7 protein-coding genes are annotated in these 15,501 nt (G+C 43.5%); 3 read left to right on the forward strand and 4 right to left on the reverse strand.

Annotation, left to right across the window (positions count from 1 at the left end):
- Positions 1-31: 31 nt before the first annotated feature.
- From AC3CH3_RS20760 to AC3CH3_RS20770, 3 genes are all read right to left on the reverse strand, one after another.
- Complete coding sequence (locus tag AC3CH3_RS20760; protein ID WP_488538292.1) at positions 32-733, reverse strand: helix-turn-helix transcriptional regulator; 702 nt, start codon at positions 731-733, stop codon at positions 32-34.
- Positions 734-950: 217 nt separating this feature from the next.
- Positions 951-1,184 (reverse strand): LysR substrate-binding domain-containing protein, encoded by a 234-nt coding sequence (locus tag AC3CH3_RS20765; RefSeq protein ID WP_488538293.1) that lies wholly within the window; start codon positions 1,182-1,184, stop codon positions 951-953.
- 223 nt (positions 1,185-1,407) lie between these two features.
- Entirely contained in the window at positions 1,408-2,295 is an 888-nt protein-coding gene (locus tag AC3CH3_RS20770) for a LysR family transcriptional regulator (RefSeq protein WP_488538294.1), read from the reverse strand.
- A 113-nt stretch (positions 2,296-2,408) separates the two neighbouring features.
- Here AC3CH3_RS20770 and AC3CH3_RS20775 point away from each other — a divergent pair, with 113 nt between their 5' ends.
- Positions 2,409-3,275 (forward strand): MBL fold metallo-hydrolase, encoded by an 867-nt coding sequence (locus AC3CH3_RS20775; RefSeq protein ID WP_488538295.1) that lies wholly within the window; start codon positions 2,409-2,411, stop codon positions 3,273-3,275.
- Positions 3,269-3,883 (forward strand): DsbA family protein, encoded by a 615-nt coding sequence (locus tag AC3CH3_RS20780; protein WP_488538296.1) that lies wholly within the window; start codon positions 3,269-3,271, stop codon positions 3,881-3,883. The genes AC3CH3_RS20775 and AC3CH3_RS20780 overlap by 7 nt, the downstream gene beginning before the upstream one ends.
- Positions 3,884-4,189: 306 nt before the next feature.
- Here the strand turns inward: AC3CH3_RS20780 and AC3CH3_RS20785 are convergent, their stop codons facing one another.
- Positions 4,190-6,037: a M3 family metallopeptidase gene (locus tag AC3CH3_RS20785; RefSeq protein WP_488538297.1), complete on the reverse strand. Its 1,848-nt coding sequence runs from the start codon at positions 6,035-6,037 to the stop codon at positions 4,190-4,192.
- A 254-nt stretch (positions 6,038-6,291) separates the two neighbouring features.
- Between AC3CH3_RS20785 and AC3CH3_RS20790 the strand changes: the two genes are divergently transcribed.
- Positions 6,292-15,468 (forward strand): T1SS-143 repeat domain-containing protein, encoded by a 9,177-nt coding sequence (locus AC3CH3_RS20790; RefSeq protein WP_488538298.1) that lies wholly within the window; start codon positions 6,292-6,294, stop codon positions 15,466-15,468.
- Positions 15,469-15,501: the final 33 nt, after the last annotated feature.

Consider the following 15,501-nt stretch of genomic DNA (forward strand, 5'->3'; position numbering starts at 1 on the left):
TAAGTTTAACCACAATTACTGACAGTTTTTGTCAGTAACGAAAGCGCTTGTATTCGATGCCCTCCAGATCTTCCCATACAGTTAGTAAAGCATGACGAGAACGCTCGTATTTAGACTCAAGTTGTAAAAATGATTGGACTCTATCAAGTCTAAAATTACGGTAATCGTTCCGTGTTTCACACCATGCAACCAAGATAGTGTGTTGCTCACAAACACCTATAAGTATTGGCCACACAACCCTCTTGCTGATAGCACCTTTAGCGTCTTCGTAAAGAATTTCTGCTTTATACTCTTTTTGTATTGTTGCTTTTAACTCAGCCAGCTTAACCATTACCTTTGGTGCTTTGAGAATTGAAGCAACTCTGATGACGCTCTCAGTATGCTTAGCTTCATGATCTGAAGGTAACACAGCTGAAATCTTAGCAAGTGCATCAATGGCAGCTTCGTTAAATTCTCCGTTTGCTTGCTTTACCACCCATTCAACTCCTAACTTAAGAGCTTCAAGCTCTTCAAAGCTAAACATCATCGGTGGCAAATCGAAGCTCGGTTTTAAAATGTAACCAATCCCTGCTTCCCCCTCGACCTCTGCGCCTTGCGATTGCAAAGTTGCTATATCTCGATAGATTGTTCTTACACTAACATCTAGCTTATTTGCTAGATCCTCAGCTGAGACTGGATATTTATAGCGTCGAAGAAGTTGGAGTAAATCTAGGAGGCGTTGACTTCGGGACATAACAAGAATCCATAAAATAAAGAACAGGTATAATGCACTAAAATCGAATCAACTGATCGTTCAAAAAATATGAGTGGACGTCGTAAATGATTTAATGGAGTTAAATAGTTCACTTCCTTGACTCTCGAAGCACGGAATTGGACAATTCTGAGTTACGAACCATCAGACACGCTGAACTTTCACATGACTTCTAGTATCGTAACTCTACGGGCAGCAATTATGCAGAAGTCCAAAAAGTGTCGAGGTAGTTTGGGTCGATATTGCCTTGAGGGGTACAGAGCCCATATGCCAATTGTTTGATTTTAAAGTCCTCCAATAAGACAGTCAAAGTCCCAGTTTGTATTTCGTTGACAATAAAGGGCAATGTTAAACATGATATACCTTTGCTATTAATCACGGCATTGAGAAGTATGGAACTATCATTTACAGAGTAGTTACTTGTGACCGTCACACATTAACGGGCTGAGCGTAGTTAGAGCCGACCTTAGGAACAAACAGCCAATCATTGTCTATTCGTTTGTGGGTTAAGCAATTCTGATCGAGTAAGTCTTCGGGGATAAAGTAGCGACATGTTCTGCTAGATGTGGAGGGGAGGCGCAAACCACCTATAGGCTATTGTAAGTTTCGAATGCGGACAGGAATCTCTTGTCCCACCGCTATCTAACCCCCAAGTTCTACCAAGGATTGTCTTTGAAATACTCATGCAAATAATCAATTAATGCTCTTACGGTTGGAGATTGATGTTTTCTTGAAGAATAGAGCGCATATATTGTCAGATCGGCGGGTTTCCACTCTGATAGGACTGGCTGTAATGTGCCGCTCTCGATGTATTGATTAGCTAAGTAGGTTGGTTGAATGGCGACACCTCCACCAATAAGTGCTGCATGGAGTAATGTCGTAGCCTCGTTAGCGGTTAGTTTACATTCAACATCTATTGATTTTTGTTGAGTACCATTCGTGAGGTGCCATACGTGTCGCTGAAAGTTTTTATACCCCAGACAGTTATGCATACTCAGCTGCTCTGGCTCCGAGAGGTCTTTCCTGCTTGCTAAATATGCAGGTGAAGCAACTAGTACCGATTCGCAAATGGCTATCGGTTTACCAATCAAAGATGGTTCCGGATTAGAAGCAATTCTAAGCGCAAGATCAATTTGTTTTTCTGTCAGGTCAGCGACTGAATCCTGTAGGTCGATATCGACATGGACTTTGGGATGCATAGTCATGAAATTCAAAAGCGCAGGGACAAGCTGCGAAAACCCGAATGACATACTTGTCGCAACTCGTACTCTCCCAGTTAGCTCTTCACTATTATCACTTAAAGCGACTAACCCGTTCGCTTGCTCAAGCCAAACCTCAACTTCCTTTAAACACCGCTCTCCGGTCGTTGTGAGCGTTACCTTTCGGGTTGTTCGGTGTAGTAAACGGGCGTTTAACCACTTCTCCATAGCTTCAACATAACGTGTCACCATAGGGCGAGACATCTCAAGTCTGTCAGCCGTAGCGGTAAAACTGCCTGATTGAGCAATATCAACAAATACTTTTGCAGCGGTTAATTTATCCATTTATTTGCTCGAATTAAGAAATAATGATGTTTGATTTTGTATGTTTTTCAGATCATGTCAATCATTTATGATTTATCACATCAAAACAAGCCATATAATTTACGGAGCAAGTCATGAAAAGAATCAGCCTATTAGCCGCATCCATCTTAGTCGCAGGTAGCGCCTTTGCCACAGAGCAAACGACACTGACTTTTGATGTTTATAACGCAGACGAAAACAGCTTCCACGCAAACTCAACATTGATTGTTGGAGAGAGTGAGGTAATGCTGATAGATACTGGCTTTACTAAAGCAGATGCTCTACGAATTGCAGCAAAAATACAGGATACGGGTAAAGAATTAAAAACTATTTTCATTAGTCAGGCCGACCCTGACTTCTATTTTGGCGCTGAAGTATTACACACCTTGTTTCCCGATGCAGATATTGTGACAACGCCTGCGGTAAAGGAAGTCATAGAAAAGAAACTGCCTTCCAAACTCAAGGTGTGGAGTCCTAGAATGGGCAGCAATGCACCTGTTACGCCTTATATTCCTAAAGCAATAGAGGCGACAAGTCTTATTTTGGAAGGACACAAGATTGAGATAAAAGGTACGGATGGCATTTTACCGCACCGCCCATACTTATGGATTCCTTCAAGTAAAACAATATTAGGTAACATAGCAATATTTGGAAATTTGCATCTTTGGACTGCAGATACGCAAACCGAGCAGAGTCAAAATTCATGGAGTGAGCAACTTAAGGAGATGCAAGCTTTACAACCGGAAACGGTTATTCCGGGACATATGAAATCGGGAACTGCGTTAAACGTTGAATCCATTAACTACTCTTTGCAGTATCTTGAAGATTTCAGTGAGTCAAAAAAGAACAGTAAAAATAGCGAACAACTCATTGAAAAAATGTCTGAGAAATACAAAGGCTCGAAGTTACCTATTGCTTTAAGCATTGGTGCGAAAGTTCATATGGGAGAGATGACATGGTAACTATTCACTACTTCTATGATCCTATGTGTGGGTGGTGCTATGGCGCGACTCCATTGGTAGAATCAATTGCAAGCAGCAGTAAGTATCATCTAGTAATGCACTCCGGAGGGATGCTTCCAGCAAAATTGATAGCACCATCGTTTCGTCAGCATATTTTAAATAGTGACCGACGAATTAGTGAACAGACCAATGCTCAGTTCGGACAGGATTATATCGAACGTGTAGCAGATAATGAGCAACTTGTTCTGGACTCTTATCTTCCTACTCGGGCAATTCTTGTTGGAGAATCTTTAGGGCTTGATCCATTTGACATGTTAAAAGCAATACAAAAAGCACATTACATTGAAGGCAAAGCTGTCAATACTCTTAGCAGTTTGGAAGAGTTGGCTGTTCAATTAGGGCTTGACCAACAGTTATGGCGAGAGAAAATGCAAACAGGGGAACCCTTAGAAGACGCCGAAATCGATATTAGCCATCAAATGATGACCCGATTGGGCGTTCATGGTTACCCAACACTTATGATTGAAGACAATGGGGAATTTAAGAGGTTGCCTCATACCGAGTTTTATGGCCGAACAGAGCAATGGAAGACATTATTAGAAATTTAACTAAACGCGACCTTGCGTTAACAGATAGTGTATAAAGCCCCACTCATAATGTTCGTGACGCAAATGAAATTGCGGCGCGAACTTCTTTCAACCAGATGATTATGCATCTTAAGTATTTTTTGCAGATGCCACATATGATAGCTTCTGGGGGTTTCCGTTCACCACCAAGGGTAGCCTGAAATAATAAACTTGAAACAAAACTAGTGATGAAGTCTATCGGTGGTGTATTACTCAAACACTTAAATGGGCAAAAATGAGTTATGTCACTACTCATTTTTGCCTTTTTCATTAGCATTAAAACTCAATCTATCGACCGTATTGCTCAATAATAAAGTGCTCAAAATCATCACACATTTGGTCATTCGACTTTGCATTATTCGCTAATTCAGTTGCTCCATCAACGATCGATACCTTCGCATTCAAATCCGCGACTGGTGCACGTTCTCTTGTCGACAGCTGTTTGATTTTTCTCTCCTCAATCGCCCAAGCTTCTTCTGGCGATAAGTTGCACTCGTCAGCGAGGTATTTTGCATTAAAACCTTCGCCAGTGAGGCTTTGGATTGTCCCATTATGATTCACGCTATTGCCTTGGTGCCAATAGTGCTTAGCTAACAAAGGGCCGATCTCTGGGTTATCCGTTAGGTAGCCAAACTTATCAGTGAAATATGCACGAGTTTGATACACCGCCATATGAGCCAGCAGGTAACCTTGATACGCGCAAGAGGCTTCATCCGACAATAGATGCGGGATTGCCATTAATGGGCGAGGGCTACAAGCTAATCCAAGAATCGTTTCCTCACTGCTACGAGCAAGAGCAGTGATCTTTTCCGGTGTCAGATCTTCATCCGCCAATTCGTAAAGTGCTCGCTCGAAATATGGAACCACTAAAATGCTGCGTTCTTGATAAGCTCTGAAGGGTTGTTTGTTATCGATGATTGCTTTGATTAACTCGTCAGGTACTGCTTGGCCATCTGCATTTAGCGCGTATTGTTTGAGCCAATCGGCGTCATTCAACAAGCTGTCACAGAACATGGATTGAGTTTCGGCATAAGCCATTGAGGTTGGTGCAAACTCTTGAGAGAAACACGGTGCGTTCATTTTTACGTTAGCAAAATGTGCTGCATGACCACCCTCGTGAAATAGTGTATTGATGCCATCATAGCCGCTGCCAACTTGATCGGGCTTTGCGTTGCTCGTGAAGTTAACTTGAGCCGCTACCCACTTGTCTTGATCGTAGAAAGAAGGGATAGGGCCATGGCAGAAGCCATTAGGGTACTTACCTTTGCGATCAAGCAGATCCAATTTTAATGTCGCTTGAGAGTATTCGATGTTTAGGCGACCAAAAGATTCGATCCAGCGTCGAAGTGACTTTGAGAATGGAACATAAGGATCAAGATCATTCATAACGTCACCTGCAAAAGAGTAGGTAAAGTTATGGGCTTGAAGTGCATTCTCGCCTTTCTGCTCAGCCAAATTGGTTAGACTTTGCTGATGGCTATCGCGTGTACGTGCTTCGAAGTCGTCAAGAATCGTAAACAGCTGCTCTGTCGTCATCTGTTCGGTTTTAACCACCGAGTAATCAAAGAAGGTTTTAAAACCCAGTGATTGAGCAAATTGGTTACGTTTTTTGATCAGTTCAATGAAGCCGTTAGCCAGCAGCCACTGTTCTAAATCTAATAGTGCTTGATGTGCAGAAAGCCTAACTTGTTCATTACCATTACTTCTAACGGCTGAACCTAAAACGGACAGCGACCCTTCTGTTTCGTCGCCTGTTTCATTTACGTAAGTCATCACATGGTTTTGTTTTTTCTCAAACAGTTCAGCCTCAAACTTTATGAGTTCGGCTTTAAGCTTCTGTGACTGTTCAGACTCAATAGCGTGAGATCTAAAGGTCGCTAACCAACCATTCAAGCCTGTCTGTGTACTCTCTTTTTCTAGGGGATCTTGAATTTTATCGATAGCAGCTAGTTGAGTTTCGATAGCAGCAATCTGTTCGGCAGAGCTTAGAAATTCAGTCCACTGAGTCTGCGCGAGTGTCGAGCCATCGTGGTCGTCACTGATCCCCATATATGTATCCCAAAAGAAGTCTTCTTTCGCTTTATGAGTCGCAAGATACTTTTGATTCAATTGGTTGAGATAGTTCGTTGCAGTCATGACATTCCTTGAAATTTAACCAGTAATTTCAACATTATGACACATTCATTGAATGTATTTTGTGACGATAGATATAACTGAATGCAAGTCACAACCTGTCGGTTTACTTTACAGCGTATTAGTGATAATTAATTAACTGTTAATGATTTGTTGTTTGCTAGTATTAACTAAAGAGAGTGTGCTGATTTCTCCAGCTTTTTATTGAGTAAATTGATGTTCTCAAGGTCAGCGTTTTTGTAAGGAAGAGGTTTAGGATGGATCCTATTTTATATATCGAAGTTGGTGGTGTTGTTTGGCAAGTATTCCCTGATGGTACTTGGCTTCAATTACCTGCTGCGCAGCCAAAAGTTGAAGGCGTGCAAGTCGTCAGCATTGAACCTCAGAACTTACAAGAGGCTCAGCCCTTAACTGAATCACAAATAGCCGCAGTTGAACAACAGTTGGAAAAGGTGGTCACCGAACTCGTCAACAACATTGAAAGCGCACCTCAACAGCCTAACTCTGTAAATGACCAACCTAGTTCCAGTGCCTCTTTTATTGCTTATGTTCGTTCCACCTTAGATGAAACGCTTGCAGAAGCGGGTTTTGATACGCGTCCTACAGAATATGCCGACGAAGATACAACCTCGAATGAGGGTAACCTTGATATTCTGTTACCTAGTGCACTCTTAACCGTTGATATTTTGGATGGTGGAGACGGTTACGAAAACCAGTTTGAAGTACCAGGTGTCACGATTACGGGCACGGCTGTGGATGTTCGAGACGGGCGTACCGTTGTTCTGACCATCACTGATGTTAACGGCAACACAGTAACCACCACAGCCATCACAAGTGATGAAACGTATGTCGTCAACGGTGTCGACCTCTCTTCATTGGAGGAGGGGGATCTCCAAGTCGACGCGGTCATTGCTGATGATTTTGGCAATAGTATTACTGCTAATGATTCCACAATCAAAGACACGCTAGCCAATATTGAGGTTGACTTCGATGGCTTTGGTGATGAGTTTTACAATCAATTTGAAATATCAAATGGGGTGCTCGTTGGTACGATTGCCAATGTTGAAGATGGGCAAACCATCAACATTTCAATTACCGATAGCCAAGGTGCGGTACAAGAATACACAACGGAAGTATCCGGCGGAACTTGGACTCTGACTCTTCAAGACTACTCAAGTTTTTCAGAAGGTGAGCTGACCGTTGTTGCCAATACTATCGATATTGCTGGAAACCCTACAACAGCGACCGACACGATCGTGAAAGATACGCTAGCGAACATCACCGCTGCGGTTGATGATGGTGGCGACGGCGTCCTCAATAGCTTCGAAATTCAGTCTGCTAAATTCTTTGGTACGGTACAGAATGTAGAAGATGGTCAAACGGTCAATATTCGTATTTCTGACAGCACAACGAATGTCATTGTGTTGACGGCAACTGTGATTGATGGTGCTTGGTCAGTTGAAGGCGTGGATCTAACCAGTTTTTCCGATGGTGGCATTCAAATTGAGGCTGACACTGTTGATGTTGCCGGTAATCCTGCTTCAGCAATAAATAGCGCAGGGCAAATTGTTATTGATACTGTTTCGCCTGTTATAGACATTGATACGCTAGATGGTTTTAGCATTTTGGCATTTCGTAGTGGCCAACTTACAACCATGCAGGGTACAACCAATGTTGCAGAAGGTTTACCGGTTTACATTGAAGTAAACGACGGGACTCAGACACTGGTGTTCGAGGGAGTTGTTGATTCCGCAGGTAACTGGGTGGTGGAGAATATTGATATATCTACCTTAAATTCTTCTGCGGAATGGACGATCGACGCAAAAGTTTTCAATACAGTCGGCAACGAAGCCATCGATGATATGCCGACGATTATTCTTCCTGAATCAGTTGTGTTTTCGGAAAATATCATCGGTATTTTTGGAGACGAAACACAAACTTCTGATATTAGGATCGATTTTGCGGACTTCTCGTTTAGCGCAGATCAAACTATAGCTGAGTCATTAACCTCTCAAAGCCTGTCGATCACTATCGCGGTATCGGCTGACAAGCAAAGCCTTATAGGAACCCGAAGCGATGGCCAAATTGTATTCGATGCTGCAATATCTGGCAGCAACGTAAATATCAATTTTTATAAGGCGATTGACCAAGAAGCAGGATTAGATTCAATTCAGACTGCGCTGGTTATTGAAGGTTTACAAACAGATGCGGACGGCACTACTGAGCTCGTCATCGGTCATCTACCTATAGTGATCAAAGACTCAGAACCACTCATTTTTGATGAGTCTTATGAAGTAATTGAAGGTGAGGTCACGTCAGGAAATGTACTGAATAATGATATCGATCTTGATACACAGCTGACAATAAAAAGTGTTGAAGTTGATGGGACGACACAAACAATATCCGGGAGTGCGCCAGTTTCTTTTACTTTGGATGAAGGTGTTTTGACCGTTTTTTCCAATGGTCATTGGACGTTCGTCGCCAACAGAAATTTGGATCACACCGTAGCTCAAAACATCACTTTCAACTATGTTGCAGGCGACAGCAGTAATGACTTCGGAAGTGGCACTGCGGTGATCGATATTTTTGATGGTGATGCAGGGTTAGTTGTTGATGGGACAACAACCAGCTCTGAAGGTGATGTGTCTGAAGGAATTCAAACGGTAGTCGGTCAGTTTACCGTTTCCGCTGGCTCAGATAATCCAGATCCTGCTTCTGTTGTATTTAATGCTAATACTCTGGTGCAGCTAGACGCCTTGGGCTTGACGACCGGAGATGAGAAGTTCCCTCTAACCTACACGTTAGCGAATGATGGTAAAACGATTACCGCACAAGCAAATGGTGAAACGATATTCACGCTAACGTTGAGTGCAGTCGCTAGTGGTATCGATGTTCTAGCAGATGTCACATTAGTGTTAGAGCAGCCTGTAAACCACCTGTTCAGCAATGACTCCATCACCCTGCCACTTATTATTGATGGAACGGATTTAGATGGTACTTCTTTAGAGCAAGGGCAATTCGATTGGTTCATTCAGGATGGAGCCGACCCAATATTAACTTCAACTAGCAATGCTGCTGTGGACGAGTCAGATCTTATTTACGGCAGTGTTTCAGATACTGGCACTTTCAACCTCAACGTCGGAAGTGACTTTGTTGAGTCTGTATTTTTTGATGTTGGAGATCAGCCGCAGTTGTTTAGTGGGGGCGTACAGATCATCTATGTAGTCTCTGCAGGCGGAAATGAACTTACTGGTTATGTTGGCTCTGAAAGTGCTGAAAATAAAGCGTTTACCTTGAGCTTCACCTCTCTGTCAGGTGAGGCCGATACTGATGTCACTTACACCTTTGAACTATTCAAGGGGCTCGACCAAACGAATGGAACCGATCAAATCCCTTTCGTCGTTACTGCAAGAGATGATGACAACGATGAAACCAAATTAAGCTTGAATGTGTCAGTGACGGATGGCGGCGAGCCGACGATTGGTTCAGGGACAGTTGAGCTCAGTGAAATTCCTGTTGCTGATAGCACTCCGTCTGGAGTAGGTTCAACAGCGAATGTGACTCTGGCTGTTACCGCGGGTAATGACCCGCTGGTTTTCTTAGGTTTGGATGTGACTACGGGGCAAGCTGTTCTTGATAGCGATGGTGTCGCGGTAACCAGCAATGGTGAAGTGCTGACTTGGCGTGATAACGGTAATGGAACCTTTGATGCAGTCCTTAGTAATGGCGATGCTGTCTTCAAAATCAAGTTACCAGATGATTTTAGCCTTGAAGCGAATGGCTCAACAAACGTAAATGTAGTTATTGAGCTCTATCAGTCCATTGATCATGGCTTAGGTTTAAAAGATACCGAACTGACCATTCCAGCTTCTATCGTCACTATTGACTCAGATGGTTCTCGAGATACGCAAGGATCCGACATCAAAATATACGACGGTAAGGACCCTGAATTCTCAATTGTAGGTAGTATATCTGTCGATGAAGACGGCCTCATTGGTGACAATGAACAAGCTGGTACTGAAGAACCGAGTCCATCGATATCAATTATCCAAGGCTCAGATGATATCGCATCAGTGTCAATTAATACCGCTGCTTTTGATGCGCTTGGCTATAGCAGTGGTGGGCGAGCCATATCTTTGCAAGAAGTGAATGCCGATGGTTGGTATTACGCTCAAGATTCGTCGGGTAACGATATCTTCCGAATTCGTTTTAACAACGATGGCACTACAGAGTTCAATCTTTATGCGCCGCTCGATCATGCAACGGGTGATGGTGAAAACAACCTAGCTGTGAATTTTGAATTGGTTGTCACTGATGTCGATGGTGATAGCTCTGATCCTGCTATCTATTCAGTCAACGTTACGGATGCGGTTCCTACTTCTCGAAGCGGTTCTATTGAAATGGTTGAGGGCGACGACCTCAACGGACAGTTCTTAACGGAAGAGTTTGCAGGGGCAGATGGTGCGGAAATCATTAGCTTCACCTATCGAAATGTCACGTATACCTTTGATGATGTCGGTACTCCTATCACGATCAATCTTATCAACGACTATGATAGTGGATCTACTTATGGTCAGTTTACTCTTTCACCTGATGGTAGTTACCAACTAACCACGAATCCAAACGTATCGACAGATCCTACTAACCCTAAAATAATCGATGATATTGACTATTTGGTACGAGATGCAGATGGTGATGAAGTAATAAGTAACGCTGAGCTTGTGTTAGATGATAACGAAGGTTTTATTCGTTATGAAGATTCTGAAACCACAGAAGACAACGATGCGATTATCGTCGTGAGTGTGGCAACCGGAGATGTGGACCAAAGCGAAACGGTTACGGCTATCGAGTTCTCAGAAGATTCTTTGCAAGGCGGTAGCCTGTATTTAGATGGTGTATTGCTTCAAGTAGTTGATGGCAAGGTGACGCTTTCAGGCAGTCAGTTAAAGGCGATTGACAGTCAGTTTACCGGCCCGAATGGTCAGTTAACTTATCGACCTGCACTCCATGAATCGAATACGACCTCAACGGTTATTCTAGCGATCAACGCCATCATTAGTACTGACACCATTCCCAAAGAGTTGACCGCTGACGTTGCTATTTCTGTTTTACCCGTGGCCGATGCTCCAAATTGGTCAGATTCTGTATTTACCTACCAATCCGTAGAAGATGACGCAGATCCAATTAAGTTGGATATCACCGCTCAGTTGGTCGACCAAGATTCGTCAGAATCATTGTCTTACACTATTAGTGGCATTCCAGATGGGCTGAATATCACCTTGAACGGAAATGCGGTTAAAGAGGGCAAAGAGTACACCCAAGCTCAAATCGATAAGATGGAAATCAGAGCCGATGAAAACCTTGCAGGTCGATTCGAGTTTGAGATTACTGCGATTGCAACCGAAGCGGGAAACACCTTCGCTGACCCTAATGATAAAACGGCCGATATTGTTAATACCGTAGTAGTCGAGATTTCGCCGGATGTTGATACTCCACATGTATCGGTTAAGGACTATAAGGGACTAGAGGATGAAGCTATTTACCTCAAAGATGTTATTGAAGGCTCTTTAGCGGACACAGATGGATCTGAATCGTTAAGTTATATTATACAAGTTCAAGATGGTTGGTCTGTTGAAGGTGATGGTACAGCAAAGATAGGCAATAACTCCTATTCAGTCACTGCCGCGGCAATCGCCAACGGTGTCGCTTATATTCAGCCTAAAGAGGATATAAGTTCCTTTACTGAAGACCTGTCAATAAACGTAACTGCGATAGCGACCGAGTCGACGGTCGATTCACTTATTCCTATCAATGGACAAGCGTCGAGTGACACCAAAACCATCAACATCTTTTTGAAAGGTGTTGTGGATGAACCTGTCGCGGTAGACGGTGGTAATGGTCATTGGCAATACGACAGTGACAGTAAAGTCATCAGCAACCAATCGGTCTTAAATGAAGATGGATTAATACAGCTCGACTTCCTCGTGCAAACGACGGATGACGATGTCTCTGAAAAGATTAATTTACTGTTAACAAACATTCCTCAAGGTACGTCTCTTGTAGATGCGCTCGGTAACCCTGTATCGTTGACTATTGCACGAGTTGATAGTGTGACAGGCCCTGTACTTCAAGTTTCAAATGAAGAATTAAGTAACCTATACCTAAAGCCTGTCGATGATTTTAGTGGTGAACTTGAGTTAACGGTCATTGCTATTTCAACAGAGCCTGATGGTGATTCGGGCGAGTTCCCGATGACGTTGAAAGTAGAGTTAGCGCCCGTTGTTGATCAAGAAGATGGTCAAACAGTTAGCACTCAAGGTATTGAAGACAGCCAAATTGGATTGAACCTAGAGCCATCTGTGAATCAAGATGTTGACGGTAGTGAGTCTTTAACGGGTTATGTGATTGACAGTCTTCCTGCTGATCTGGCTCTTTATTTTGATGGTAGCGTTATTGATGTACCGGTTTCAGGGTTAGATTTAGAAAGTTTATTAGACTCTACGACGCCAACACTGTCCGAGCTTTTAAGTAGCGGAAGACTGTCAGTCACCGCTACTGAAGATTTGAGCGGTACATTTTCGATCCCAATTACCTATGAAGTTACCGACACTTCGTCGACAGGCTCGACTGATGTAAAAGATATCTCGGGATCAATCAGTGTCACCGTCGATGCGAGGGTTGAGTCAGATACTCGTTTAGAAAGCTCTGGTCAGCTATACATCAGTGATGACGGCTCTCCAGTCAACGTGTCTGATGCCGTTACTTTTGTTGACGCTGATATGGATGGCTCAGAATACTTAGATTATATCTTGATCGATGTGCCTGATGGTTATTCGCTGATTATCGATCACCCGAACGGAGCCGCTCAAGATATTTCAGGAAACTGGATTATCTCTGCGAACGGTCTTACGAGTGACTCTATCCAAGAGTTGGCGCAAGAGATCTTGAGCGGTATGACGATCTCCAGCCCAAGTGACACACCTGTTTTAGATATTGTGGTGCGTGCTCGTGTTATCGATGGCGAAGATTCAAAGTATATAGATACTTCATTCCAAATTCAGATCAATGGCCATGACGGCGGTGGCGGTACTTGTGATCCTGTAGGTCCACCAAGCCCGATTCAACCGGATGGTGAGATTAAGACACCAGAAGGGGAAGATATCGATCTTACGGGCTTGCTCAATACCAATGTAGCCAGTGACCCAGACAATACGATCTCTTTCTATATTCCTGCCGATTCTCTTCCTGAGGGCGTCGAGATTTCTGGTGATGGCGTTATTGCTGAATATGACGCATCTGGCGAAGTTGTTGGTTACTCAATTACTGCCGATGGTCTCTCGAAACTGACGTTAACTGGATTGGATGAGGATTTCGCTGGATGTATTGATTTCACGATAGAGACGATTGAAACCTCACCGTGTAATGGTGAAACCGTAACGACAGCTCAAACTATTAGTATTCAAGTCTTGCCTGTTGTGGATGACATCACCGTGGCCACGGATTCGACAACGATTCAAGAAGACATCGCCACGGATCTTAATCTTGAGCTTGTTCTTGGAGATAGCGTTGAAGATGGTCAATTAATCACCGGTGAAGGTAATAGCGCTACCGGCAAAGAAACCGTTAACTCTCTGACCATCACAGTATCAAATGGTGTGACACTATCGGAGAGTCCTGCTGATACTGGCTTGTTGGTTGATAACGGCAATGGTACTTGGACGGTAACCGATCCTAGCCGCTTGAGTGATGTGTTGGTGACACCACCTGAACATTACAGTGGCGAAATCACCTTAACAGTAACCGCCAATATTACCGATGAAGCGGATTGCGTCACTGAAACGGATACGCAAGATAAAACGACCGTGGTGACTATCACCGTTGAACCTGTTGCTGATGCGGCGAATTTGGTGACAGAGGATATAGTAGGTGACGAAGATAACTACATTTCATTGTCATCACTGAGCGCGGATCTGATTGACCAAGATGGCTCTGAAAATATGTCCTTGGCATTGAAAGGCGTACCTGAAGGTGCAGTTGTTGCGTTAAAGGTCGGCGACAGCTACCAATTGGTTCCTAACAATGGCGTCGATGGTGGTACCTTTGATGGTAATCCTACTTACGAGTGGCAACTCGATCCAAGTCAGCTTGCTAATCTCGTTATTATGCCGCCACGAGATTTTAGTGGTGATATGAATCTTGTTCTTGAGGCGATCACTCAAGAAATAGGCACCACAGAAATTCGCTATACCGAATCTGAATTTACCGTTGGTGTGAATCCTATTGGTGATAAAGTTGAGTTCTTCGATTTACCAGAACAGCTGACGGGCACTGAAGACGAAGGCATTGTTATTCCTCTTGATGCTAATAGCTTTGAAACCAACAGTGATGAGTTTTTAGCAATTACGGTAACAGTGAATGGAACTTCGGACCCATCAGGGTTAGTTGGGTTAGACCGAATTCGAATTGGATCAGAAACCAGTTCTTTCACCAGTGTTGGTGGCATCATACAGGCGACGATCCTCGTTAAAGCAAGTTCTGTTGATGAGCTCGAATTCTTTGCAGGCGATGCGTTTGGTAACCTCGATATTACGATTACCGGCCGAACGGTTGATCAAAATACGGTACTCGGTGAGTTAGTGGTCGATACGGGTGACCCGAGCTCGCAAGACATGACGCTTATTATCACACCAGAGCCTGATGCACCGTTATTGAGCGTTGAATATTCTTCGATCGTGGCAGAAGCAAGTGGCACGATTCCTCTTGGTTTAGACCTTTCTCTTGTAAACCCTGCTGATTCAGAAGTGGGCTTCATTACAATTTATGATATTCCCGCAGGTTTGACGTTCTCACACGGCTCTATGGTCGATGGTCAATATGTGGTGGACTTGGCAGATGTACCGAATCTAGCGATTACGGGTGGCTATGATGGCGTTGACCCATTTGAACTCACCATCGAACCTTCTGCTGAAATAGGCAACAACCAAGCGGTAGGATTACCTCAAACGGTATCGGTTGAATTTGTTGCTGAAGGGGACTCTACGATTACCGCGACAGATGATAACGACCTGCTGATTGGCGGTACAGGCTCTGACAATTTTGTGTTCGCATCTTCAGGCTTAGGGAGTGTAGAAGCACCAAGCTACGATGTGATTCAAGATTTTGATGCGTCTCCAGACACTGATGCAATTGACCTCTCGGGTATTTTGGGAAGCCTAGGGCTTAATACAGGGCTAGGTGCAACACAATATCTAGATTTAGAAGAATCTGGTGAAGGCGTGACCATTTCTATTAAACCTAATGGCGACGAAGACGTTCAACAAAACATCTTAATAGCCGATGTCACGTACGACGATCTGTATCAAGGTGACAGTAGCAGTGCATTAGAAGCACAAATTTTACAAAAAATGATAGAAGACAATAATTTAACGGTGTAAGTTGGATGTACAGTCTATAAAAGGGAAGTTTAG

This window comes from Vibrio sp. QJM3NY_35, assembly GCF_057785915.1.

Excerpts from the sequence above, each read along its gene's own strand:
- AC3CH3_RS20760 (WP_488538292.1), bottom strand. The coding sequence starts at position 733 with ATGTCCCGAAGTCAACGCCTCCTAGATTTACTCCAACTTCTTCGACGC.
- AC3CH3_RS20770 (WP_488538294.1), bottom strand. The coding sequence starts at position 2,295 with ATGGATAAATTAACCGCTGCAAAAGTATTTGTTGATATTGCTCAATCA.
- AC3CH3_RS20775 (WP_488538295.1), top strand. The coding sequence starts at position 2,409 with ATGAAAAGAATCAGCCTATTAGCCGCATCCATCTTAGTCGCAGGTAGC.
- AC3CH3_RS20780 (WP_488538296.1), top strand. The coding sequence starts at position 3,269 with ATGGTAACTATTCACTACTTCTATGATCCTATGTGTGGGTGGTGCTAT.
- AC3CH3_RS20785 (WP_488538297.1), bottom strand. The coding sequence starts at position 6,037 with ATGACTGCAACGAACTATCTCAACCAATTGAATCAAAAGTATCTTGCG.
- AC3CH3_RS20790 (WP_488538298.1), top strand. The coding sequence starts at position 6,292 with ATGGATCCTATTTTATATATCGAAGTTGGTGGTGTTGTTTGGCAAGTA.